Annotated in this window: 21 protein-coding genes; 13 read left to right on the top strand and 8 right to left on the bottom strand. The window is 67.3% G+C overall.

From position 1 onward, the window contains the following. Positions 1-156: 156 nt before the first annotated feature. A complete protein-coding gene (locus BTE28158_RS12230) occupies positions 157-1134 on the top strand; it encodes a LysR substrate-binding domain-containing protein (RefSeq protein ID WP_124628774.1) in 978 nt (325 codons plus the stop codon). Positions 1135-1151: 17 nt separating this feature from the next. Here BTE28158_RS12230 and BTE28158_RS12225 read toward each other — a convergent pair whose 3' ends face one another. Beyond that, complete coding sequence (locus BTE28158_RS12225; RefSeq protein WP_151052571.1) at positions 1152-1379, bottom strand: hypothetical protein; 228 nt, start codon at positions 1377-1379, stop codon at positions 1152-1154. A 406-nt stretch (positions 1380-1785) separates the two neighbouring features. Here BTE28158_RS12225 and BTE28158_RS12220 point away from each other — a divergent pair, with 406 nt between their 5' ends. The 9 genes from BTE28158_RS12220 (at position 1786) to BTE28158_RS12180 (ending at position 14085) form a co-directional block, all read left to right on the top strand. Beyond that, the gene (locus tag BTE28158_RS12220; RefSeq protein ID WP_151052569.1) at positions 1786-2208 is read left to right on the top strand and encodes a hypothetical protein; all 423 of its coding nucleotides are present in this window, start codon (positions 1786-1788) and stop codon (positions 2206-2208) included. A gap of 75 nt (positions 2209-2283) precedes the next feature. Beyond that, on the top strand, positions 2284-3042 hold the full coding sequence (locus BTE28158_RS12215) for a hypothetical protein (RefSeq protein ID WP_174919894.1): 759 nt from the start codon (positions 2284-2286) through the stop codon (positions 3040-3042). Between the two features lie 55 nt (positions 3043-3097). After that, the gene (gene pgaA, locus BTE28158_RS12210) at positions 3098-5905 is read left to right on the top strand and encodes a poly-beta-1,6 N-acetyl-D-glucosamine export porin PgaA (protein WP_151050331.1); all 2808 of its coding nucleotides are present in this window, start codon (positions 3098-3100) and stop codon (positions 5903-5905) included. 14 nt (positions 5906-5919) lie between these two features. Beyond that, entirely contained in the window at positions 5920-8013 is a 2094-nt protein-coding gene (pgaB, locus tag BTE28158_RS12205; RefSeq protein WP_151050333.1) for a poly-beta-1,6-N-acetyl-D-glucosamine N-deacetylase PgaB, read from the top strand. Further along, on the top strand, positions 8010-9281 hold the full coding sequence (gene pgaC / locus BTE28158_RS12200; protein ID WP_124900570.1) for a poly-beta-1,6-N-acetyl-D-glucosamine synthase: 1272 nt from the start codon (positions 8010-8012) through the stop codon (positions 9279-9281). The genes pgaB and pgaC overlap by 4 nt, the downstream gene beginning before the upstream one ends. Beyond that, positions 9259-9747 (top strand): hypothetical protein, encoded by a 489-nt coding sequence (locus BTE28158_RS12195; RefSeq protein ID WP_059607801.1) that lies wholly within the window; start codon positions 9259-9261, stop codon positions 9745-9747. Before pgaC ends, BTE28158_RS12195 begins: the two co-directional genes overlap by 23 nt. Before the next feature lie 118 nt (positions 9748-9865). Then, positions 9866-11689, top strand: coding sequence for a glutamine--fructose-6-phosphate transaminase (isomerizing) (glmS, locus tag BTE28158_RS12190; protein WP_151050335.1), 1824 nt, complete (start codon positions 9866-9868; stop codon positions 11687-11689). After that, the gene (locus BTE28158_RS12185) at positions 11689-12987 is read left to right on the top strand and encodes a hypothetical protein (RefSeq protein WP_151050349.1); all 1299 of its coding nucleotides are present in this window, start codon (positions 11689-11691) and stop codon (positions 12985-12987) included. Before glmS ends, BTE28158_RS12185 begins: the two co-directional genes overlap by 1 nt. Positions 12988-13248: 261 nt before the next feature. Then, positions 13249-14085, top strand: a complete 837-nt coding sequence (locus BTE28158_RS12180; protein ID WP_151050337.1) for a c-type cytochrome — start codon at positions 13249-13251, stop codon at positions 14083-14085. Positions 14086-14106: 21 nt separating this feature from the next. On the opposite strand, the gene BTE28158_RS12175 is transcribed toward BTE28158_RS12180, so the two are convergent. From BTE28158_RS12175 to BTE28158_RS12165, 3 genes are read right to left on the bottom strand one after another with little or no spacing between them, the layout of a single operon-like run. Continuing rightward, positions 14107-15363 (bottom strand): Zn-dependent hydrolase, encoded by a 1257-nt coding sequence (locus BTE28158_RS12175; RefSeq protein ID WP_151050339.1) that lies wholly within the window; start codon positions 15361-15363, stop codon positions 14107-14109. Next, a complete protein-coding gene (locus tag BTE28158_RS12170) occupies positions 15356-15895 on the bottom strand; it encodes an L-2-amino-thiazoline-4-carboxylic acid hydrolase (RefSeq protein WP_124628288.1) in 540 nt (179 codons plus the stop codon). The genes BTE28158_RS12175 and BTE28158_RS12170 overlap by 8 nt, the downstream gene beginning before the upstream one ends. A gap of 17 nt (positions 15896-15912) precedes the next feature. Further along, positions 15913-17079, bottom strand: a complete 1167-nt coding sequence (locus BTE28158_RS12165; protein WP_151050341.1) for a branched-chain amino acid ABC transporter substrate-binding protein — start codon at positions 17077-17079, stop codon at positions 15913-15915. Between the two features lie 177 nt (positions 17080-17256). On the opposite strand from BTE28158_RS12165, the gene BTE28158_RS12160 reads away from it, so the two are divergent. Further along, positions 17257-18150: a LysR substrate-binding domain-containing protein gene (locus BTE28158_RS12160; RefSeq protein WP_124628292.1), complete on the top strand. Its 894-nt coding sequence runs from the start codon at positions 17257-17259 to the stop codon at positions 18148-18150. 215 nt (positions 18151-18365) lie between these two features. On the opposite strand, the gene cuyB is transcribed toward BTE28158_RS12160, so the two are convergent. Genes cuyB through BTE28158_RS12145 form a run of 3 tightly spaced genes read right to left on the bottom strand, consistent with a single transcriptional unit; the run spans position 18366 to position 21340 of the window. Next, positions 18366-19067 carry a cysteate racemase gene (cuyB, locus tag BTE28158_RS12155; RefSeq protein ID WP_124900558.1) on the bottom strand — a complete coding sequence of 234 codons (702 nt, stop codon included), beginning with the start codon at positions 19065-19067 and terminating at the stop codon, positions 18366-18368. A gap of 10 nt (positions 19068-19077) precedes the next feature. Next, positions 19078-20382 carry a dicarboxylate/amino acid:cation symporter gene (locus BTE28158_RS12150; RefSeq protein WP_151050343.1) on the bottom strand — a complete coding sequence of 435 codons (1305 nt, stop codon included), beginning with the start codon at positions 20380-20382 and terminating at the stop codon, positions 19078-19080. Between the two features lies 1 nt (position 20383). Continuing rightward, the gene (locus BTE28158_RS12145) at positions 20384-21340 is read right to left on the bottom strand and encodes an ABC transporter substrate-binding protein (protein ID WP_151050345.1); all 957 of its coding nucleotides are present in this window, start codon (positions 21338-21340) and stop codon (positions 20384-20386) included. Positions 21341-21660: 320 nt separating this feature from the next. Between BTE28158_RS12145 and ahpC the strand changes: the two genes are divergently transcribed. Together ahpC and ahpF are read left to right on the top strand one after the other, a co-directional pair. Then, complete coding sequence (ahpC, locus tag BTE28158_RS12140; protein ID WP_059607791.1) at positions 21661-22224, top strand: alkyl hydroperoxide reductase subunit C; 564 nt, start codon at positions 21661-21663, stop codon at positions 22222-22224. A 125-nt stretch (positions 22225-22349) separates the two neighbouring features. Continuing rightward, positions 22350-23948 (top strand): alkyl hydroperoxide reductase subunit F, encoded by a 1599-nt coding sequence (gene ahpF, locus BTE28158_RS12135; protein ID WP_151050347.1) that lies wholly within the window; start codon positions 22350-22352, stop codon positions 23946-23948. A 114-nt stretch (positions 23949-24062) separates the two neighbouring features. On the opposite strand, the gene BTE28158_RS12130 is transcribed toward ahpF, so the two are convergent. Further along, positions 24063-24875, bottom strand: coding sequence for an extensin (locus BTE28158_RS12130; protein ID WP_174919892.1), 813 nt, complete (start codon positions 24873-24875; stop codon positions 24063-24065). Positions 24876-25040: the final 165 nt, after the last annotated feature.

Below are 25040 nucleotides of genomic sequence, written 5' to 3'. Positions count from 1 at the left end.
GCCGTAATACCGCCGACAACGCCCATGCATATTTCGACTGACACCGATCGAAAAAAAACATCGGCTCCGATGCGCGAGGCGCGGTACGCTACAAAACCGGTTCAGTGAAATGGCGCCGCCGCCTTCCGGCGCCGACTATAAAAAGCGAAGATCAACATGGAAGCAAAGTGGCTGGAAGATTTCCTGAGCCTTGCGGATACCAAGAGCTTTTCCCGGGCCGCGCGTCATCGGCACCTCACGCAGTCGGCATTCAGCAGACGAATCGCCGCACTCGAAACATGGATGGATGCGAAGCTGGTCGACCGCAGCATCAACCCGATCACGCTGACGCCGGCCGGACAGATGTTCCGCGGGCTGGCCGCGGACATCCTGCGCAGCATGTATGCGGCACGCAACCTCGTGAACGGCTACGACCAGTTCGCGGCAAGCGACCAGGTCGTGCGCTTCGCCGTCGCGCATACGCTCGTGTTCACGCTGTTCCCCGAATGGCTCAAGCAGTTGAACGGCGAAGTCGGCCACGTGACCGCGCGCGTGAACGCGGTGAACGTGCCCGAAGGCGTGCAGCAACTCGTCGAAGGTGAATGCGACCTGCTGCTCGGCTATCACCATCCGCAACTGCCGATCGTGCTCGATCCGAACCACTTCCCGTTCGTCACGCTCGGCGTCGAGCGGATCCTGCCGGTGTCGACGCCCGACGCACGCGGCAAGCCCGTATTCGAACTGCCCGGCACGCCGGACGCGCCGCTGCCGCTCCTCGCGTATTCATCGGGCGCGTTCCTCGGGAACGTCGTCGAGATGCTGCTGCTGAATGCGTCCGAATCGTATGCGCTGCACCGGTGCTTCGAGACGCACATGTCCGAGGCGTTGAAGGGGATGGTCGTGGCCGGGCACGGCATCGGCTGGTTGCCCGAAAGCTGCGTGGCGAAAGAGCTCGCGGATGGTTCGCTCGTTCGTGCGGGCTCGGCGGACTGGATCACCGAACTCGAGATTCGCCTGTACCGGTCCGCGCGCAAGCGCGGGCTCGCGGCCGAACAGTTGTGGACCTACATCATGAACCGCCCGCGCGTCGCGGCCGAGCAGTCGATCGAGCCGGCCGTGCGCATCGCGCGCCGCAGCGCCGGCGGCAGCCGGTAACGCCCTTCACCGTTCCCTCATCGCCCGACTCGCCGGAGCGCCGCGCGGATGCAATCCGCGCGGCGCTCCCGTATTCCATTTTCGCCATCGCGAACCATTTTATTATCCCGATTCGTCTTCAATATACGCTCCGTACGCTCGATCAATTCCGCAATACTGCCAAACGTTTGCGAATCCGAGTAAATTGCCGACTCATATGACGGAAATACGCCGTTACACATCACATCAAAAATTTCGATTTTCATGTAACGACATTATCGCCAAAAACGTCATACCAGCCCTTTCGATTTACCTGACCGTACGTTCCATGATTCATCGTGAAGCCTCGATGGCAGAGGCAAGTCTTCCTTTTATCAGTCGTTATTTTTCGGCACAAACTTCGATACCACTTACGTCTTAAGTTTGCGAAATGGTCATTGCGACCGGTGAGCAAATTTCATGTCCGGCAATATCGACTTTGTTCAGTCTCAATTCATTTCGCCGAATCATCAACAATCCTATTTAAATAGGACATTTAAAGCATGTCCCATTCGGGCCACACGCGGTTGTTTGTTCAAAATCCATCGTGTATCAATACCATGTCGCGAAAAGAACGTCGCCAATTTCAAATCTGAATAAATACGCTCCCAGCGATTTCGGATGGAGGTTGCAATGTCTTCCTCGTTTGAACAGCATGCTCGCCCGCTCTTCGGCATCGCCGTATCCGCACTCTGCATCAATGCCGTGGCACAGACCCCGGCCCCGGCACCCGCGTCCGACCCCGGCTCCGGCCGATACGTGATTTCGTATATCTGCGGCGACGCGCGAATCGACGGTACGGCGCCGCTTCCCCCCGACGGCCGTCCTTACAACCTCGGTGTTTCGTTCGTATCGGGCGCCAGCGGGCAACCGCTGTCGAACGTGCAGGTGCGGCTGCGACGGCATGGACGCGTGCTCGTCGAATTCAAGGCAACGGGGCCACGCTGCCTGTTCAGCGTGCCCGATGCCAGTTATCGGGTCGAAGGGACTTATCAGGGCGCCACCCAGTTCGCGGTCGTCGAAACGGGCGCACTCACCACGCAGTTGCGGTGGTGAACGTCAGTCGAATCCGCGTGGCGCTGGCACGTGCTCGCTTCGTGCATTGCAATCCGTCGAATCGAGGAGGATTGAATGACTCGTGCAGAACGACCGGACGGCTCGCCCAACCGTCAGCCGAAACCTGCCTGGGGCCCCGGAAAGAATGCGGCGCTCAGCATCATTGCGTTTGCCGCGATCTTCGGCGGCTTTGCGTACGTCCAGCGCGACGCGGGAGTCGGCCATGCAACCATGACGCACGACATCGCCGGCATGATCGGCACCGCCGTCGGAAAGTATCGCGAGGCCATCGCGACCGCCACGACCAACGCCTCCGACACGGCGTCGACGATCGCGCAGGCGGAGCCGATTACGCCTGCCGTGCCGGGTACGCGGTATGCGTCGGCAACGCCTGCCGTGTCGGCCGCGGCAGCACCGGCCGTGCCGCCACGAACGATCGCCCGCGCCGCCGCGAAACACCCGCACCCCGCGCACGTGCCGTCCACGACGCTCGCGGCCAGCGCGCACGCAGCATCGGCCAGCGGCCGCGCGGCGCGCCCCGGCGACACGCACCGGACGTCGCGTTCGCAGACGCTGGCGCGCACTGAAAAACACACCGACCGCACGCCGCGACGGCAGCCGCAATCGTATATCGCCGATTCGGCGCACATGGAGGCCACCAGCATCACGCACGACGAACTGGAAGGCGCACGCGCACTGGCCCGGGCGCGCTGGTGCGCACGGGTCGACGAATGGAATTGCGTGGAGCAGAACGCGAGCCGCGCGCTCGCCATCGACCCGACGAACAGCGAATCGCGCGCGCTGCTCGGACAAGCGATCCGCAATCGCCTGTGAACCGGGCGTCGCCGGGCGTGCAACCGATGTGATCGTTTCAGAGTGAGGAGACATCGTGGCCAACAATCGTAGACAACAATGCACCATCGCCGCTCCGCCCAACCGGCGGATCCTCCTGCATGCGCCGTTGCTGTTGCTGCTCGTTGCGTCCGGCTCCTGCCTTGCCGCCGAAGGCGACGCGGAACCGGGCGGCGCGAGCGAAATCGCCGGCGCCCGCGGCGCGCCGGATGCGCTGTCGCCCGACATGCAACCGACGGCGGCGTCGCTGCAGGTCGCCCAGGGTCGGAGCGCCCTGCCCCCGCAAGCGCCGACGCCCATCGCGCAGGCATCGGATGCGTCGATGCAGATCGCACAGGCGTCGGATGCGCAACCGCAGACGATGCCGACCACGGTCGTCGTGGACCCGGACGTCGCGCAGCCGAGCGAACCGGCGCCGGGCGCGCAGCCGTCGAGCGTGCCGATCCAGATCGCCCAGGCGACCGATACCGCGCCGTCGAGCAGGCCGCCACCGGCCGAACCGACGCCGAGTGCCCCGATGCAGCCGACCCAGGCATCCGACACCACGCCGTCAAACACGCCGGCACCCGTCGCGCATGCATCGGACGCGCCGATCGGGATCGCTCAGGCCGCGAACCCGCAGCCGCCTGAAACACCCGTGCAAACTACGGCGACAACGTCCGGCACACCTGCGTCCAGTTCATCCGTCCCGGTCGCGCACACGCCGGAGCCGCCGCAACCTGCGCAGGCCGCAACCACCGCGCCGCCGAATGCGCCGACGCAAACCGCGCAGGCCTCCGGCACCCCGATGCCGGGCTCGCCTGCGCCCGTTACCCAGACACCGGGCTCGCCGCCCCCGTCGTCCCAGGCGCCGAATTCACAGACGCCCGGCGTCCAGCTGCCCGGCGAACCGACGCAACGATCGCAAGGCCCCGACGTCGAAACGCCGAATGCGCAGGCGCCGAACCTGCGTACCGCCGACGTCGCGACCGTGCGCAACGACGTGTTCGGCCTCGCGGCGGGCGGCGGCGCGATCAAGGCGCTCGAAGAAGCGAAGGCACGGCCCGATGCGTTCTCCGCCGTCGACGTCGCACAACTGGAAGAACTGGCGATTCGCCAGCAGGTGCGCGGCGGACGTGACAAATCCCGCTCGATGACGAGTTCCGACCGCTTCGACGGCCTCGACAGCGCGCTGCGTGCGGCGGACGACCTCGACAAGCGGATGCCGGCCACGCCCGATTATTCGCCGGTCAGGACGGCGCTCGCGGGCGACCGCACCGTCGCCCATGCGGCGCGCGGCGACATGAAGACGGCCGTCGCGACGTTCGAGACGATTCCGCCCGACGCGGAGATCTCGATCGACGCGCTGGCGGCCGTCGGCGACGCCTACCTCTACCTGAGCGAACCGGCCAAGGCGAACGCCGTGTACCAGCGCGCGCTGAAGCAGGCGACCGCGGCGCCGACCGACCGCGCGACCCGCGGCTTCCAGTACGGCGCGCGCACCCGTCCGATCGAACTGCGCGAAGGGCTGTTCTGGTCGTACGTCGACCAGGGACGCGCGGCGGACGCGCAGCAGGTGCTCGACGACATCGGCAAGTCGCTGCCGCCGGCCAAGGAGGTGCGCAACTACGGTCCGGAAGAAAGCGACTTTCTGCGCTACTACCGGCTGCGCGCGCAATACCTGATCTACACGGGCCGCGTCGACGAAGGGATCGCCGCGCTCGAGCAGCTCGAGCAGCAGGTGCCGTTCAACGCGGAGGTCCGTGCCGCGCATGCCGACGCGGTGTCGGGCCAGGCGCATCCGCGCCAGGCGATCGCGATGTATCGCGCTTCGCTGACCGACCACCCGGACAGCGTCGAAATGCTGGCGGGCCTCGGCCGCGCGGCGCTCACGGCGGACGACTACGCGACCGCGAAGTACGTCGACCAGACGCTGGACGACGTATTTCCGGACAGCGGCGCCGTGCGCGGTTTCAAGCGCGACTACAAGGCATACCGCAGCCCCGTGTTCACGACCGACCTGAGTTACGAGCACGGCAACAGCGCGCTGGCCGACAACAGCTTCACGTCGGACAGCTATGTGTACTCGCAACCGTTCGGCGACAACTGGCGCGTCTTCTCGCACACGTTCTTCGGCTACGCGCAGACCGACTCCGGCAACGTCAGCCGCACGCGCACGGGTGTCGGCGGCGACTACCGGCACGGGCCGCTCACCGTGCAGGGCGAAGTCACGCGCTCGTTCGGCTCGGACGGCCGAACCGGCGGCCGCGGGTCGATCGCGTACGTGCTGAACGACTACTGGACGGTCAGCGCCGGGCTCGACACCAACGACAACTCGCTGCCGTGGAAGGCGTATGCCGCGCACATCTGGGGCCGCTCCGCGAACGTCTCGGTCGTGTACAGGCAGAACGACCGTCGCGAGGTCAAGCTGAGCTACGGCGTGAGCCGCTACAGCGATTCGAACCTGCACCAGGAGATCTCGGCAACCGCCACGCAGCGCGTGTATACGACCGCCAACCAGCTCGTCAACGTATCGCTGGACCTCGGCACCGACAGCAACACGCGCCAGGACGCGCCCTACTTCAGCCCGGGCCGCGACTATGCGGCCGCCGCGACAGTCATGCACCAGCTGATGCTGTGGAAGAAGGGCGACATGGCGCTGCAGCAGCGCGTATCGGTGTCGGGCGGCGTGTACAACGAGCGCGGCTTCGGCACCAGCCCGCTGTGGAGCGCGCGCCTCGAGCACGCATGGACGTTCAAGCACGACATCACGCTGAGCTATGGCGTCGAAGTCAGCAGCCACGCGTACGACGGCCAGCGCGAGCGCTCCGAAACCGGCTTCATGTCGGTCAACCTGCCTTTCTAGCAAGGAGATCGCGAATGCAAACCAGACGGATCTTCATGTGCGGATGCCTCGGCACGTTCGCCGCCTGTTCGCTGTTCCCGGGCGTGTCGAACGCCCGGATGATCGACCTGCTGCCGCCGTCCGACCCGGCCGACGGCAAGACGTTTCGCGTGATCTGCATGCATGACGTGCGCGACAACCTGATGGCGTCGTTTTCCTCCGCGTCGGCGATGGTCGACCCGTTCGCGGTCGACACCGGCACGCTGACCGCGATCTTTTCATGGCTGCAGACCAACAACTACCACACCATCACGGTCAGGCAGATCGAGGAATCGCGGCACGGCGGCAAGCCGCTGCCGCCGCGCGCGGTGCTCCTCACGTTCGACGACGGCTACCGCAGCCACTACACGAAAGTGCTGCCGCTGCTCGAACGCTTCAAGTATCCGGCCGTGATGGGCATCGTCACGGCGTGGATCGATGCGCCGCTGGATGCACCGATCCGCATCAGCGACAAGATCCAGGTGCCGCGCGACTACTTCATGTCGTGGGACGAGGTACAGAAGGTCGGCCAGTCGCACCTCGTCGAACTCGGCTGCCACACCCACAACCTCCATCACGGCGCGGTCGCGAATCCGCAAGGCAACGAGTTGCCGGCGACCACGTCCCACCTCTACCTGCAGAACGAGAAGCGCTATGAAACCGACGCCGAATTCGAAGCACGCGTGCACGACGACCTGCAGACATGCGTGCGGCAGATCCGCGAACACACCGGCATCGTTGCACGCTCGATGGTGTGGCCATACGGCGCGGAAAACCAGCCCGTGCGCAAGATATCGACGTCGCTCGGCATGGACATCCAGTTCAGCCTCGATGCCGGCCCGAATACGCCGGACGTGCCGCTGGACCGGCTGAGGCGGATCCTGATGATGTACGACGTCGACATCGGCGGGTTCGAGCGCTCGATGCGCGAGCCGGCGTCCAACCGCGGCGACGTCGACGTGCCCGAGCGCATCGTGCAGGTCGATCTCGACCAGGTCTACGATCCCGATCCCGCGCGGCAGGAAGCGAATCTCGGCAAGCTGGTCGAGCGCATCTACCGGATGCAGCCGAAATCGGTGTACCTGCAGGCCTGTGCCGACCCGAAAGGCACGGGCGTGGCCGAAGCGGTGTATTTCCCGAATCGGCACCTGCCGATGCGCGCCGACCTGTTCTCGCGCGCCGCGTGGCAGCTGAACACGCGCTCCAACGTGCAGGTGTACGCGTGGATGCCGGTGCTCGCGTTCCGGCCGCCGCCGGGCAAGCATCAGGGGCTCGAGGCCGTCAGCGCATACAGCGGCGCGCCGGCCCGCGAGAACGGCACGCGCGTGTTCCGGCTGAGCCCGTTCGATCCGGAGGCACGGCTGATGATCCAGCAGATCTACGAGGATCTCAGCAAGCACGCGTCGTTCAGCGGCATCCTGTTCAGCGACGACGCCGTGCTCGACGACTACGAGGATGCGGGTCGGCATGCGCTGCAGACCTATTCGCAATGGGGGCTGCCGGCCGACGTCGGCAAGATCCGCGAGAACCCCGACCTGATGAAACGCTGGACGCGCCAGAAGTCGCGTTACCTGATCGACCTGACACACCAGCTCGAACAGATCGTGCTGGCGCACCAGAACGTGGGCGACGTGCTGAGCGCGCGCAACATCTTCGCGATGCCGGTGCTCAAGCCCGAGTCGGAAGCGTGGTACGCGCAGAACTACGACGATTTCCTCGCCAACTACGACTACGTCGCGCTGATGGCGATGCCGTACATGGAGCAGGCGAAGGATCCCGAGGGCTGGCTGGACCAGCTCGTGCGCGCCGTCCGTGCGAAGCAGCGCGGCCTGCAGCGCACCGTGTTCGAGCTGCAGTCGTACGACTGGCACGCGCACAAGGACGTGCCGGCCCGCACGCTGCTCGCACAGATGCGGCGGCTGCGCAGCGAGGGCGCGGTGAATTTCGGCTACTACCCGGACAACTTCCTGAACGGCCAGCCGGAGCTCGACGCGATGCGCGACGTGATGTCGCTGAAGTCGCGCCTCGATCCGACCTCGATCAACGCGTTGATGCAGATGCAGCATGCGCAGGGAACCAAAACGCCATGACCACCCACAACATCATTCAGCGCCTGCAGGATTTCGTCTTCTACTACCCGTTCTTCATGTCGTACCTGTGGATGATCGGCGGCGTCGTTCACTACTTCCTGCTCGAGGAAGGCCGCGAGCTGTCGACGCGCACGATCGCGGCGAGCGGCATCCCGAAGATCTCGATCGTCGTGCCGTGCTTCAACGAGGCGGCGAACGCGCGCAGCGTGATCCGCCACCTGAACGCGATGGACTACCCGAACTACGACATCATCGCAGTCAACGACGGCAGCAAGGACCGCACGGGCGAGATCCTCAACGAGCTGGCCGTCGAGATCCCGCGGCTGCTCGTGATCCATCACGCGTGCAACGAAGGCAAGGCGGTCGGGCTCACCACCGCGGCGGCCGTATCGAACGCGGAATACCTGCTCTGCATCGACGGCGACGCGCTGCTCGCGCATGACGCGATCGGGTGGATGCTCGAGCATTTCCTGACGGATCCGGGCGTCGGCGCGGTCACCGGCAACCCACGCATCCGCACGCGCACGTCGCTGCTGGGGCGCATGCAGGTCGGCGAATTCTCGTCGATCGTCGGGCTGATCAAGCGCACGCAGCAGGTGTACGGCCGCATCTTCACGGTGTCGGGCGTGATCACGATGTTCCGCAAGACCGCGCTCGCCGATGTCGGCTACTGGAGCTCGGACATGCTGACCGAGGACATCGACATCAGCTGGAAACTGCAGTGCCGCGACTGGCGCGTCGTGTACGAGCCGCACGCGCTCAGCTGGATCCTGATGCCCGAGACGTTGAAGGGGCTCTACCGGCAGCGGCTGCGCTGGGCGAAGGGCGGCATCCAGGTGCTGCTCAAGTACGCAGGCACGCTCGCGCGACCGACGCAGATGATGATGTGGCCGCTGTTCGTCGAGTATCTGATCGGCATCGCGTGGGCCTATTCGATGTCGTTCATCCTGCTGCTCGCGCTGGTCGACGTCGTCTACCCGCTTCCGCAGGACTGGCATGTGTCCGTGGTGCCGCACTGGCACGGGATGCTGCTGGTCGCGACCTGCATCCTGCAGCTGATCATCGGCAGCATGATCGATCGTCGTTACGACGAAAAACTCCTGATGTATTTCCTTGACACCGTCTGGTACCCCGTCGCGTTCTGGCTGATCAGCATGGTCACCACCGTCGTCGCCCTGCCCGCCGTCGTATTGCGGGGCCGCGGCAAGCGCGCCGTTTGGGTCAGTCCCGACCGAGGCATTCAACATGAAGAACGCACCGATTATTGACCTTTCCCTGCGCGCCCCGAGCGAACTGATCGCCGAACACGGCGGCGTCGTCGGGCCCGTGCTCGTCGCGTGGTTCCGCCTCGTGCGGCCCGCGCTGGTCGGGGGGGTGTGGGCGTCGATCTGCATCTACACGTACCGCTACCTGCTGCCGTTCAACCAGGCCGAGATGCCGATCGAGCAGATCGTGTTCTACGTGACGAGCATCGCGCTGATCGCCGGCACGATCGTCACGTGGCTGATCGCGGGACGCGTCGTGCATCCGCTCGCATACCGGTTGCGCGCATCGAAGATGCTGCGGCGCTCGGCCAGCGTGAAGACGCGCTCGGTGCCACCGACCGCGCTCGCGGGTGCCCGCCGGCGCGGCGCGCGGCGCACGACGCGCATTCTCGTCGCGTCCCACGACGCGAACGGCTCGATCTCCGGCATCGAATGGGTAGCCCACGCGGGGCCGCAGCCCCGCGAATAAGTCAGCGGAGACGCGCCGCGCCTGACGCGATGCATGCCGCGCGACGCGACACCGCTCCCGAATTCGCGCCGTCGCGTGTCGCGCGTCGGCCGGCAACTTCCTTTAGACGAGGTGAATCATGTGCGGAATCGTCGGAGCAAGCGGCCTGCACAATCAGGTGCCGCAACTGGTCAATGCACTGAGCCGACTCGAGTATCGCGGCTACGATTCGTGCGGCATCGCCGTGCAGGACGAAGGCCGCCTGCGCAGCGAACGCACGCTGCGGCGCGTGGCGGACCTGCAGGACCGCGTGCTGACGCTGGGCCTCGAAGCGCAGACGTGCATCGCGCACACGCGCTGGGCGACGCACGGCGCGCCGTCGGAAATGAACGCGCATCCGATCATGTCGGGCGACACGATCGCGGTCGTACATAACGGGATCATCGAAAACCACGATGCGTTGCGCGCCGAACTGAAGGAGCGCGGCTACACGTTTCGCGGCGAGACCGACACCGAGGTGATCGCGCACCTGATCCACAGCCTCTATCGCGACGACCTGTTCGATTCGGTCAGGCATGCCGTCAAGCGGCTGCACGGCGCGTATGCGATCGCGGTGCTGAGCGCGCGCGAGCCCCAGCGCCTCGTCGCCGCGCGCGCCGGCTCGCCGCTCGTGATCGGCATCGGCGCCGAACAGAACTACCTCGCGTCGGACTGCGCGGCGCTCGGCGACCTGACCGACCGCTTCGTCTACCTGGAAGACGGCGACGTCGCGCTGATCACGCCGGACCGCATCGACGTGGTCGACGCGATCGGGAGCGCGGTACAGCGTCCGCTGTGCCTGGTCAAGGCGCGCGATAACGACGCCGCGCTCGGCCCGTATCAGCACTTCATGCAGAAGGAGATCTTCGAACAGCCGAAGGCGATCGCCGCCACGATCGATGGCATCGACGCGATCTCGCCCGCGCTGTTCGGCGGCAGCGACAGCACGCGTGCGCTGCTGTCGAAGACCCGGAGCGTGCTGCTGCTCGGCTGCGGCACCAGCTACTACGCGGGCCTGACGGCGAAATACTGGCTCGAGGGCATCGCGGGCATTCCGGCGCAGGTCGAGATCGCGAGCGAATACCGCTACCGCGACACCGTGCCCGATCCGCGCACGCTGGTCGTCGGTATTTCGCAGTCCGGCGAAACCGCCGACACCATCGGCGCGATCGAGCGCGCGCGCGCGATGGGCCAGGATCTGTCGATGGCGATCTGCAACGTGGCGACCAGCTCGATCGCGCGCGGCGCGCCACTCAGCTTCCTGACACGCGCCGGCATCGAGCTCGGCGTCGCATCGACCAAGGCGTTCACCACGCAGCTCGTCGCGCTGTTCGTGCTGACGCTGACGCTCGCGCAGCAACGCGGCCGGCTCGATGCGGCGCATGTCGCGATGCACCTGAAGAAACTGCACGAACTGCCAGCGCGCATCGGTCACGCACTCGCCCTGGAAACGCAGATCATGGGCTGGGCCGCGAAGTTCGCGCGCACCGAGAACGCGCTGTTCCTCGGGCGCGGCATTCACTATCCGATCGCGCTGGAAGGTGCGTTGAAGCTCAAGGAAGTGTCGTACATCCATGCCGAAGGCTATCCGGCCGGCGAACTGAAACATGGCCCGCTCGCACTCGTCACGAGTGCGATGCCGGTCGTCACGATCGCGCCGGACGACCGCCTTTTTCAGAAGCTGAAGTCCAACATGGCCGAGGTGCGCGCACGCGGCGGACGGCTGTACGTGCTCGCGGGCCATCATCTCGAGATCGACGCCGACCGCGACACGCACCTGATCCGCGTGCGCGAATCGGGCGACGCGCTGTCGCCGATCGTCAACGTGATCCCGTTGCAGCTGCTCGCGTATCACGTCGGGTGCGCACGCGGCGCCGACGTCGACAAGCCGCGCAACCTTGCGAAATCGGTCACCGTCGAATGATGCAACGGCCGGTCACGACGCAGGTCGCCACCGTGCGCTCGCAGGCGGGCGGGCGCGCCGCCGCGTGGCGTGTCGCGACCGTACTCTGCGGTGCGTGTTGTGTCGTCGCAGCACTGACACGCGCGTATGCCGGCACGCCGGCCGTGCACACCGTCACCGTGCACGCGCCCGCATCGCCGCAGGACAGCGGCGACCCGCGGCGCTTCATGCACGGAATCGGCGTGGCCGACGCCGGCGACGGCCGGCGCTGGGTGTTCTTCAGCAGCTCCGGCATCGTGCCGCGCGGCGCGCGGCGCAACGGCAACTGGCCGCACGACGTGTACGTCGGCGAATGGCTGCCGGGCAAGCCGCGTCTGCTGCGCGTCCATCCATTCATCAGCCGTCCGGAAGCGCAGGAGCCCGTGTCGATCGCGCAGAATCCGCGCGGCGACATCTTCGTCACGTTCGAGGACGGCTGGAATACGCCGCAGGTGGTCAGCCAGCGCTATGGCGTCTATCGGCGCGACCTCAAGCCGATCAAGCCCTACCCGAACGACGTCGAGGCGGGCGGTCACTCCGGGCATGTCGCCTCGGTGGGCGAACGCTTCGTCGTGTTCTATTCCGCCGACTGGATCGACGGCGGCGGCGTCGACAACCTCGGCACCGGCAACGGCGTCTACGTAAAAACCTACGATGCCGACGGACGCGTGCTGAATCACGTGCCGGTCGCGCCGCACCATCGAGAATGGTGGCCCGTGGTCGCCGGCTCGCCGCACCGCGCGCTGCTCGTCTGGCAAAAATACATCGAGGGCAGCACGGATGCGACGCTCGAATACGCGATGTTCGATCCGGTCACGGCGAAGCTCGACAAGCTCGGGCCGCTGAGCGACGCGATCCAGTACTACGTGTATTCGTCCACCTACGTGCCGGCGATCGACCGCTTCGTCGTCGTCACGACGACGGCGGACAATCGCGGCGTCGCGACGCTGATCGACCCGGACGGCCGCCGCCTCGCGACGCTCGACTGCCTGCCGGCGTCGGTGCGGGAATCCGGGATCGCCGTCGACGGCACGCATGCGTACGTGCCGACCCGCGACGGACGGCTGCTGACGCTGGCGCTTTCGCCAACCGGCATGTCGGTGAGCGGCGCGCAGCGCTCGCCGATTCCGTGGGGCTCGACCGGCATCGCCGGGTTCACGGCACGCGGCGGGACGATGCATTTCGTGTCGCTGACGCCGTCCGGGACGCGCGAGGCCGATTTCGACACGGCACGGGAAACGCCGTTGCCGAAGGCCGACGCGCAGTGTTCGACGTATTGACGGCAACGCGAACGGGTCCGGACCGGCACGAACGCCCCGTGTGACTGAGCCGCCGGCCGAATCGCGCAACGCGATCCCGCACGCGTCGGGCAACTGGATAGCCCCCCGCACGCTGCCACCGGCCGGCGCAATCCCTGCCGCTGCGCCGATCCCGCGTCGAAGTCGCCAGCGCCGCGCGTACCGGATAGACTATCGCCCGATTCCATCCATCGGCCGCGTGCTCGCCCCCTGCCGCCGCCGGTACGCCCCCACGGAGAACGAATGCTGAAGCGCCGGTGGTTTTCGCTGTTGCTGATGACGGTGTGCCTGATCGCGACGCGCGCGTCCGCGCAGGACGCGCTCGAACTCGAGACCGACGGCACGCCTCGAGTGTTGACGCGCCAGGCGCTGCTCGCACGCGTCGACGCAACGGACATCCACGTGCCGCACGACATTGCGTACGGCCGGCCGATGACGTTCCGCGCGGTGCCGTTCGCCGCCCTGCTCGGCGACACGCCACTTCCCGCGAGCGGCGTGCTCGAAACGCGCGCGGCCGACGGTTTCGCCGCGCAGCTGCCGCTGGATCTCGCGCGCCGCCGTGCGCCGGCCGGCGCCGTCGCGTGGCTCGCGATCGAGGACCCCGCGCACCCGTGGCCGAAGCTGCCCGGCAAGCAGGTCGGCGCCGGGCCCTTCTATCTCGTGTGGCTCGGGCCGGACGCATCGTCGGTGCGCGGCGAGCAGTGGCCGTATCAGATCGTGCGCATCACGATCGAATCGTCGCCGCTCGCGCGCTGGCCGTCGCTCGCCGTCGATCCGGCGCTGCCGGCGAACGATCCGGCCCGTGCGGGCCAGCGCCTGTTCGTCACGCAATGCCTCGCGTGCCATCGCCTCGACGGCGCGGGCAGCAGCCATGCCGGCCCCGACCTGAATGCGCCGATGAATCCGGTCGACTACTTCCAGCCCGCCGCGCTGCGCCGCTACATCCGCAACCCGGCATCGGTGCGCGACTGGCCGGGCCGCGTGATGCCGGCGTTCCCGCCCGATCAGCTGAGCGACCGGGAGCTCGACCAGATCGTCGCGTATCTCGCGTATATGGCGCGGCGCAAGGCGGGCAAGTAAGCCGCGCCCGTCACGCGCGCATCACGCGCCCGGTTCCTGCGCGCTCCGCAACACCGCGCGCAGCAGCACGTCGGCGCCCGCCGCCGACCATTCCGGCGTGATCGCCTCGGCCTCGTTATGGCTCAGGCCGTCGACGCACGGCACGAAGATCATGCCGGTCGGCGCGACGCGCGCGATGTAGCACGCGTCGTGACCTGCGCCGGACACGATGTCCATGTGCGGCAGCCCGAGCGCCTGGGCTGCATCGCGCACCGCGTCGATGCAGCGCGGCGCGAACGGCACCGGCGGGTACGTGAAGATCTGCTCGATCCGCGCACCGAGGCCGGCGTCGGCCGCGACGCGCGCCAGTTCCGCACGCAGCGCCGTATCGAGCTCGTCGAGCACCCTATCGTCAGGATGACGAAACTCGACCGTGAAGAAGCAGCCGCCCGGCACCGTGTTGCGCGAATTCGGCCGCGCCTCGATCATCCCGACCGTCGCGCGCGCGTGCGGCGCATGGCGACGGCCGAGCGCATCGACGAATTCGATCATCCGCGCGGCACCCACCAGCGTGTCGCGCCGGAATTCCATCGGCGTCGTGCCCGCGTGCGCGTCGATGCCCGTCAGCGTCACCTCGTACCAGCGCTGCCCCTGCCCGGCCGTCACGACACCGATCGTCTTGCCGGCCCGTTCGAGAATCGCGCCCTGTTCGATATGCAGCTCGTACGCCGCATGCACCGGATAGCCGCCGACGGGCTCGGCGCCCGCGTAGCCGATTCGCGCGAGTTCCTCGCCGATCGTCCTGCCTGCGCCGTCGGTGCGCGACAGCCCGTATTCGAGCGGATAGACGCCCGCGAACACGCCGGCCGATATCATCGCCGGCGCAAAACGCGAACCTTCCTCGTTGGTCCAGATCACGACGTCGATCGGGCGCTCGGTCTCGATGCCCGCATCGTTCAGCGCGCGCACGACCTCGAGGCCGCCGAGCACGCCGTAGATGCCGTCGTAGCGGCCGCCGGTCGGCTGCGAATCGGCGTGCGATCCGGTCATGACCGGCGCGGCGTCGGGATTGCGGCCCGCGCGGCGCGCGAACACGTTGCCCATCCGGTCCACGCGCACCGTGCAGCCGGCATCGCGCGCCCACTGCACGAACAGGTCGCGCGACTCGCGATCGAGGTCGGTCAGCGCGAGACGGCAGACGCCGCCCTTCGGCGTCGCGCCGATCTGCGCCATCCGTTCGAGCGACGCCCACAGCCGCGCGCCGTCGACGCGCGGCGCGTCCGCGAGATCGTCACGCATTGCCGGCCTCCGGGGCATCGTCGCGCGGCGCCGCCTGCAGCGCATAACGGAAATCGCAGCGCTTGCCGCCCTGCATGATCGTGCTCGTGCGCGTGAGTGCGATGTCCGGCGCATAGCCCTGGATGAAATAGCTGTCGCGCGCGCAGCTCAGCAGGTGACCGATCTCGCCGAGCCCCATCGCGTGATACATCTCCGCATAGCTGCAGCGATGCACGTCGTAGTCGTAGTGCGCATCGTCCGCGCGATGCACCTCGACCTCGAGCGCATCGTCCTTCTCCCACAGCACCTGCAGCGCGACGAACGATCGCACGCTCGTGCCGTCGGGCTCCTGCGCGGCGAACGTGCGGCCCGCGTCGACGGCCGCGCCGCGCACGGCTTCCGCGATCACGGCCTGCGCGCGCTCGGTGCCGAATTCGCGCTTCATGATCTCGTAGATCGGCTTGATGATTTCCGCTTCGATGCGGCGCCGCGCGAGGATGCCGAGCCGCGTGTCCTCGGGTGCCGCCGTGGATGCATGTGTCGTGTTGGTCATGGGGTTCGTCTCCGTCGTCATTTCGTTGCGGGGTGCGCGCCGCCGAGCACGTCGACGACGGTCCACTTGCCGCCGCGCACCTGGTAGATCGTGAATGCCGGGTCCTTCAGATTGCCTTCGGCGTCGAACGCGACCCGGCCGGTCACGCCGGGCCGGTCGATCGCGTGCACGGCCGCGACCAGCTTCGCCGGCTGCGTCGTGCCGGCCTTCTGCGCGGCCGCGATCAGCGTGGCAGCCGCGTCGTACGCGAACGGGGCGTGCAGCTCGATCGGCGCGTGAAAGCGTGCGCGGTACTGCGCGTCGAACGCCTTGCCGCCCGGCATCCGGTCGAGCGGCAAGCCCGGTTCGAGTGCCGTCACGCCGTCGCCGTCCTTGCCCGCGAGCGACAGGAAGGTCTGGCTCACGAAGCCGCCCGCGCCGAGCAGCGGCGCGTTCACGCCGAGCTGGCGCATCCGGCGCGCGATCGGCGCGGCCTGCGCGTCGAGCCCGCCGAAGAACACGAGATCCGCGCGCTTGCCCTTGATCGCGGTCAGCACGCCGCTGAAGTCGGTCGTCTTGTCGTTCACGTACTGGCGATCGACGATCGTGCCGCCGTTCGCCTGCACGCCCTTGATGAACTGGTCGGCGAGCCCCGCGCCGAACGACGTGCGATCGTCGATCACCGCGATGCGCTTCGCCTTCAGCGTCTTCACCGCATAGGCGCCGGTGAAGTTGCCGCCCGCATCGTCGTGACCCATGATCCGGAAGGCCGTCGCGTAGCCCTGCTGCGTGTACGGGTGGCCGGTGGACGCCGGCGCGATCTGCGGAATGCCCGCATCGCGGTAGATGCGCGACGCCGGCACGCTGCAGCCCGTGTTCCAGTGACCGACGACGCCGATCACGTGCTGGTCGACGAGCTGCTGCGCGACCGCGACGGCCGTGCGCGGATCGGATTGATCGTCCGCCGCGACGAGCTTGTAGACGACCGGCTTGCCGCCGATGCTCGGATGCTTCGCGTTCGCGTCGTCGATCGCAAGCTGCGCGCCGTTCTGCAAGTCCTTGCCGATCCGGGCGGACGGGCCGGTGAGCGGCGCGGCGAGACCGATCAGGATCGTCTGCGGCGCGGACTGCGCGTAGGCGGGAGCGGCGGCGATCAGCGCGGCCGCGGAGAATGCGAGGCCGGCGGGGAGAAAAGCGATTTTCATGTGTGGGGATCGGTGATGTGGCTCAAAACATGAAAAATATTAAATATTCATCATCAGCACCCCAAATACTCAATTGTTGGATGCTTATGCCATTCCCGAAACAATAACGTAATACCATGTAAATACAGGATATTTTCATGTTGTCGCTTACCCTGATTTTTCGATAAAATTCGATACATGAAAAATATAGAACAATTGCCTCACGATCCACCGCTACGCGCCGTCCGCGCGTTCGAGGCATTCGCGCGTCTCGGCTCGGTCACCGCGGCGGCGCACGAGCTCGACATCACGCCGTCCGCGGTGAGCCACCAGCTGCAGCTGCTCGAAGCGTTCATCCAGACGCCGCTGACCGTGCGCGAAGGCAGGCTGCTCGCGCTCACCGATGAGGGGCGCGACTACTACCGCTCGATCAGCGCCGCGTTCTCGGTGCTGCGCAGCGCGACGCGCTTCGTGCGCGACCGGTCGTCGCTGCGGCAGATCACGATCAGCCTGATTCCGCTGCTCGGTATCGGCTGGTTCATTCCGCGGCTGCACGCGTTCCTCGCCGACAACACCGATGTCGACGTGACCGTGCTGTATGCGCATCACCGTAACTATCGAAGCGACGCGTCCGACCTGTCGATCCGCTTCGGCACCGGCGACTGGCCCGGCTACCGCTGCGAGCGGCTGCTGCCGGGCGCGATGGTGCCCATGTGCAGCCCGTCGTTCCTGAAGCGCCACGGGCCGTTCCGCACACCGGCCGATCTCGCGCGGGCGCCGCTCGTGCACGACGAGGATCGCAGCGCCTGGGTCAACTGGCTGCAGGGCGCCGGCGTGCGGCACGTGTCGCACGCGGTGGGGCCGATGTTCGAGGATGGCCAACTGACGCTGAGCGCGGCACGCGCGGATCTCGGCGCGGCGCTGCTGCGCGCGCCGCTGGTCCAGCGCGAACTGGCGAACGGCGAACTCGTGAAGCTGTTCGACCACGCGCTCGACGACGGGCGCGACTACTACCTGTGCACGCGCGAGGATGCGGACATGCCGGACGGCGCGAGACGGCTGGCGGAATGGCTCAGGCGGATGGCTGCATAAGCGCGCGGGCCGCTCGCAGGCGGGCCTTCGCACGATTCACAAGGCGCGCCGCATCCGCTTGTCCGATGCGATCGTCCGGGCATCCAGGCAAGTGAACCGCCTGCTGCTCGTAGCGCGCGACATGTGGGCCATCCCCGTCATCGAACCCGACGTGCGCGCACCCTGTCGGGTCTGGCAGGCGCGGTGCGTCGCGCGTACCACCGCCCGCCCTTGCGTCACACCGCCCGCCCCCATCCGCGCTCGACCGCATGGGCGACCGTCGCGCGCGCCAGCTCCTGCGTGCTGTCGACCAGCGCGAACGGTGCATCGGGCAACGCGCGCGCCGCGATCGGAATTTCCGTGCAGCCCATCACCGCCACGCCCACGTCCCGTCTTGCCAGTGCATCGAGCGCGCGCGACAGGCACCGCACGGACGCAGCGATCTTCCCCGCCTTGACCGCCGCGATGCACGCGGCAATATCGCGCTGCGCGGCCACGCCCGGCATCACCGGCTCGAACCCGCGTGCACGCAGCGCCGTCTGGTAGAAGCCCGACACCAGCGTGCCGCCCGTGGCGAGCACCGCGACGCGCCGCACGCCTGCCGGCAACGCGGCCACCGACGCATCGACGATATGCAGAATCGGCGCCGCGCTGTGTTCGCGCAGCGGTGCATACCAGTGATGCGCCGAATTGCACGGAATCGCGATCACGTCGACGCCGCAGCGGTTCAGCAGCGCGATGCCGTCGAGCAGCGCCGGCAGCGGATCGGTCCCGCCGTCGATGATCGCGCGCGAGCGATCGGGCGTTCGCGTCAGGTTCGCGACGATCATCGGCAGGTGCTCCTGGTCGCAGCGCGCGCGTGTCAGGCAAATCACGCGATGCATGAAGTCGACCGTGGCCAGCGGCCCCATTCCGCCCAGTACGCCGACGAGTGCCATGACGCCTCCTTCACGCGCGCGGCGGCCGCGCGCAGATCGCGGATACGACGGCCGAGTTGCCGATCACCAGCAACAGCGTCCGAAATATTTCGCAAAACGGATCGATCGCCGCGAACAACACCAACGCGGCCTCGAACGGCAGGTGCAGCGCCGCGCACACCATGCCGGCGAGCGACACCGTCACGACGCCCGACGTGCCCGTCGACGCGAATCCGGCGAGCACCGACGCGACCAGCACGACGCAAAGTTCGCCGGGGCCGAGCGACCGTTCGTAGAGTTGTGCGACGAACAGCGTCGCGCTCGCGTAATAAACCATCGGCCCGACGCGCAGCAGCGACACGGCAAGTGGAACGACCAACTCGACGCGCGCGCGGGCAAAGCCGAAGCCGTCGGCCAGGCATTCGATCATGCTCGGCATGCACGCCACGCTGCTGCGCGTGGCGAGCGCCATCGCGAACGGCGTGCGCAACCCGGCGAGTGTCTCGGCCAGCGTCGCGCCCGAGCGCTTCCAGATCACGACGATCGAGGCCGCGATCAGCACGAGCGCGACGACGGCGAACGCGGCGACGAAGCGGACCATCGCCTCGAGCGGCCCGAATCCCGACGTGCCGATCTGTGCGGCGCCGCCGCAGAACAGCACGATCGGCGTCGGATACGCGAGCCAGTGCATGATCTTCTGGCACGTGAAATAGACGGTCTCCAGCGTCTGGCTTAGCGCCGCCGAGATGCTCGCCGGCACGCGTCCCGATGCGAAGCCGAAGAATAGCGAGAACACCAGCGCCTTCAGTGTGTCGCCGCTCGCGAGCGCCGCGAAGAAGTTGCCGGGCACCAGCGCGATCAGCATGTCGGCAAGGCCCGACGACTTCTCGGCGGGATCGGTGCCGTACAGCGTCATCACGGTGTCGCTCGCCGCACCGTCGCTGCCGACCAGCGCGCCGAACGCCTTCAGCGTCGCGTTCGACAGATGCTCGCCCGGCCGCATCGCGACCAGAACGACCGCGCCGACCGCCACGACGAACACCGACGCGCAGCCGAAGATCGCGATCACGCGCATCACGAGATCCGACGCGCTGCCATCGCGCAGCAGTCGCTGCAGGCTGAAGATCACGGCGGCCGTCATGAATGGCAGCGCCGTCATCTTCAGCAGGCCGACGTACACCTGGCCGACGTAGTCGAACTTCGGCGCGGCGGCCGGCCACAGCACGCCCGCCATGATCCCGAGCGCGAGGCTGCCGAACACCGTCAACGGATGGATCGCGAGCGCATGCAGCCGCGCGATGCGGGGCATGATCCTGATGTTCTCGTCCATGTTCATGTCAGCGGCCCATCGCGTCGAGCAAGGATTTCACGTCGAGCCGCCTGCTGCGCTCGGCCAGGAACTGATTGACGAACGCGAGCAGCGTCGGCGTGGACACCGGCACGCCGACGGCAAGCGCGTCGGTGAGGTCATCGAAGGTCGCGACGCGCAAGCGGATCGGCGCGGTCGGGTCGTCCTGCATCACGAGCTTGATCGCGAGTTCGTCGCGATACACGGCCGTGACCGCGCCGGCGTTCAGTGCGTCGAGCGTCGCCGGCCAGCTCGGGTAGGTACGCACCCGCGCAGCCGGGAAGTCGGTGCGCACGTATTCCGCGTAGGCCGACCCGGCGACGACGCCGATCGTGCCGCGGTAATCGCGCACGACTTCCGGCAGCGGGCGCCCTTTCGCGAGTTCCGCGAAGCTGACGCGGTTGATCAGCAGCGCGCGCCGCAGGTTGATGTACGGCGTGCTGAAGCGGACCGCCTGCGCACGCGGCAACGTGCGCGACAGCTTGCTGATCGCGACGTCGGCCTGCCCGGTCGCGATCAGCTGAACGACGTCGTCGAAGGTGCGCGCAGCGCGGTCGAACTGCACGGACACGCCGAGCTTTTTCGCGAGTTCGTCGGCGAGATCGATGTCGACGCCCGCCAATGCGCCGTTGCGCGACATGAAGAACGGCGGCTGATCGACGCCGAGCACCGCGACGACGAGCGTGCCGCGCGTGACGATGCGGGCGAACTCGGGCGCGAGCAGCCGGCCGTCGGGCATCTGCACGAGCCCGGTCGACGTGGTGGCCGGCGTCGCCGTCGCGGCCGGCGCGGAGGCATCGAGGGCGAGCGCCGGCGCGGCGCACGACACGGTCACGAGTACGCAGGCCACACCGCGCAAGAGCCGATGCAGGCATCGCCCCTCGGGAACGATCTCGCGGAACCATGCAGGCAGTGCACGCATCGCGCGTCCGGAATAGAGATTCATGGCGGCAGTGGGACGGAGAGTGTCTGACGACCGCGCAACCGTTCGTGCCGAACGGGCGCCGGGCCCTTGCGCGGGGCGCGTCGCCGTCGCCCGGCGCCGCGCCCTCCCGCACGCCCAATGTGTCAGAAGCGCCGGCTGGCCGAAATCCGCCGGAAGGCCCGGCCCGGATGGCACGGGCCGACCGGACGGGCCGCCGCGACGGGGCCGGAAGCAGATAGAAATTCCCGATGCCGCGGATTAACACAAGCAATTTCACAAGCCAGGGGTGAACCCGGATACTGGCAACACTTCATCAACACCCAAGCAAAGGAACTCGCAAGATGCCGATCATCAACACCCAAATCAAACCGTTCAAGGCAACCGCATACCACAACGGCGATTTCGTGCCCGTGTCCGAAGAGAACTTCAAGGGCAAGTGGTCCGTCGTCGTGTTCTACCCGGCCGACTTCACGTTCGTCTGCCCGACCGAGCTGGGCGACCTCGCCGACCGCTACGCGGAATTCCAGAAGCTGGGTGTCGAAATCTACGGCGTGTCGACCGATACGCACTTCACGCACAAGGCATGGCATGACACGTCGGAGACGATCGGCAAGATCAAGTACCCGATGATCGGCGACCCGACGCTCACGCTGTCGCGCAACTTCGACGTGCTGATCGAGGAAGAAGGGATGGCGCTGCGCGGCACGTTCGTGATCAACCCGGAAGGCGAGATCAAGCTGTGCGAAATCCACGACAACGGCATCGGCCGCGACGCAGGCGAACTGCTGCGCAAGGTGCAGGCCGCGCAATACATCGCGGCGCACCCGGGTGAAGTGTGCCCGGCCAAGTGGACGCCGGGTGCGGAGACGCTGACCCCGTCGCTCGACCTGATCGGCAAGATCTGACGATCGCGCCGCGCGCCTCGCACGAGGCGCGCGCGTCACGCGAATGCGGGCCGTTTCGCGCGGCCCGCACCCTCCTCCGGCACGACGTGCCCGAACAGAATCATCAATACGGAATCCGAAACGCCATGCTCGACGCCAGTCTCAAGAACCAACTGAAGGCGTACCTCGAAAAGATCACGCGCCCGATCGAACTCGTCGCGTCGCTCGATGACAGTGCGAAATCGCAGGAACTGCTTGCGCTGCTGAACGAGATTGGGTCGCTGACGTCGCGCGTGACCGTAACCGAACGCCGCGACGATGCCGAGCGCAAGCCGTCGTTCTCGATCGGCGAACCCGGCAAGCCGGCCGGCATCCGCTTCGCCGGCATCCCGATGGGCCATGAATTCACGTCGCTCGTGCTCGCGCTGCTGCAGACGGGCGGCCATCCGCTCAAGCTCGACGACGACGTGATCGAACAGATCCGCGCGCTCGACGGCGACTACGCGTTCGAGACGTATTTCTCGCTGTCGTGCCAGAACTGCCCGGAAGTCGTGCAGGCGCTGAACGTGATGTCGCTGATCAACCCGCGCATTCGCCACGTCGCGATCGACGGCGCATTGTTCCAGAACGAGGTCGAAGCGCGCCAGATCATGGCCGTGCCGACGATGTTCCTGAATGGCGAATCGTTCGGCCAGGGCCGCAGCAGCGTGAAGGAAATCCTCGCGAAGCTCGACACGGGCGCGAGTGCCCGCGCCGCGAAGTCGCTCGAGAACAAGCCGGTGTTCGACACGCTGATCGTCGGTGGCGGCCCGGCCGGTGCGGCCGCCGCGATCTACTCGGCGCGCAAGGGCATCGCGACGGGCGTCGTCGCCGAGCGCTTCGGCGGCCAGGTGCTCGACACGATGGCGATCGAGAACTTCGTGTCGGTGCAGGAAACGGAGGGGCCGAAGTTCGCCACGGCGCTCGAACAGCACGTAAAGCAGTACGACGTCGACATCATGGACGTGCAACGCGCCGACGCGCTGATCCCGGGCGACGTGCACCAGATCCGCCTCGCGAACGGCGCGGTGCTGAAGGCGAAGACGGTCATTCTCGCGACCGGCGCGCGCTGGCGCGAAATCAACGTGCCGGGCGAGCGCGAATACCGCAACCGTGGCGTCGCATACTGCCCCCACTGCGACGGCCCGTTGTTCAAGGGCAAGCGCGTCGCGGTGGTCGGCGGCGGCAACTCGGGCGTCGAGGCCGCGATCGATCTGGCCGGCATCGTGAAGGAAGTCACGCTGATCGAATACGGCGCGCAACTGCGCGCGGACGAAGTGCTGCAGCGCAAGCTCCGCAGCCTGCCGAACGTGACGATCGTCACACAGGCACAGACGACCGAGCTGACCGGTGACGGCAGCAAGCTGAACGGGCTCGTCTACAAGGACCTGCGTTCGGGCGAAACGAAGCGCGTCGATCTCGAAGGCGTGTTCGTGCAGATCGGCCTCGTGCCCAACACCGAATGGCTGAAAGGCACGATCGAACTGTCGAAGCATGGCGAGATCGTCGTCGATGCGCGCGGTGCGACGTCGGTGCCGGGCGTGTTTGCCGCCGGCGACGTGACGACGGTGCCGTTCAAGCAGATCGTGATCGCGGTGGGCGAAGGCGCGAAGGCATCGCTCGGCGCGTTCGATCACCTGATCCGGCAAGACGCGACGCCGGCTACCGCCGACGCGCCGCAGGCCGAAGAGGCGATCGCCGCGTAACGCGCGACGCACCGCACAGGTTCGTCTCTCTTGGCCCCGCATGCCCTGGTCGGCGTGCGGGGCCCTTTTTCATCCGGCGTCGAGCGGCGCTGCGCGAGCGCGGCCGCTCCGTTCTCACTGAGCCCCGCCGGGCCCGGCACTCGCCGGTGTAGCCGACTTCAAGCTGCTCGACTGCCTGACCAGTTGATCGGTCATCGCGGCGGCAACCGGATTCGCGCCCGTCGACGCGTGCTGTCGATCGGCGCTCGGCGTCGCCACGTATTGCGGCGGCGGCAACGACGGATCGAGCTTTGCCGATTCCCGCACGAGTGCGGCGGTTTCAGGCGTTTCGGATTTCATCGCGGGTGTCGCGGCCGCGTGCCGCTCGAGCCCGTCGCGCTTGCGCGCCGCGCGCTGGGTCGGCTGCTCCGCCGGCTGACTCGGCCGAGCCGCCTGCGTCGCCTGGACCGGCGGTGTCGATTGCACGGGTTGCGCGGCTTGTACCGGCGCCTTCGCCGGCTGAGCGGGCTGGGCTTTCGGCGGGGTCGCATCCTCCGGCTCGACGGTCACGACGTGGACGGTCGGCGGCGGCGCACTCGTCTTCGCCGGTGGCGCCGGCGCGGCGACGACCGGCGCGACGGCAGCGGATGCCGGCGCCGCGCTCGTGCGCGCAGAGGCCGCGGATGGCGGCCGTACGGCCGCTGGTTGCGGGACGGCCTCGTCCATATGCGCGGCAGGGACGGCGACCGCCGCAGGCGGCGCGATCGCGCCTTGCGCGGTGTGGCCGTCGTTCGCCGCCGTCACGGCGGCGGCAGGGGTCGCGGAGTCACCGATGCCGGCCTCCGCGATCGCGCGGTGGTCCGCACGCAGGAGCATCACGTAGCCTGTGCCAGCCGCGGCAACCAGCAGGCCGCCGGCGATCATCAATGTCTTACGGGTACTAGTCATGCTTGCTCACCGATCTTATCGACGTGAACAAGCCATCATACGCGTGCGATCGCGGCTGATCCCGCACGAATACAATTGGTTTCATTGATGTCGACCCCAGAGCGGTGAGGCCTCGCAACACCGCGCTGCCCTATCGTCAGACGGTTCGACATCGCGAATCGCACA

This window comes from Burkholderia diffusa (assembly GCF_902499115.1).
In the GTDB taxonomy this organism is placed as follows: domain Bacteria; phylum Pseudomonadota; class Gammaproteobacteria; order Burkholderiales; family Burkholderiaceae; genus Burkholderia; species Burkholderia diffusa.
Note: the sequence above shows the minus strand (reverse complement) of the source record. Positions and strands in the feature narration are given on the sequence as shown.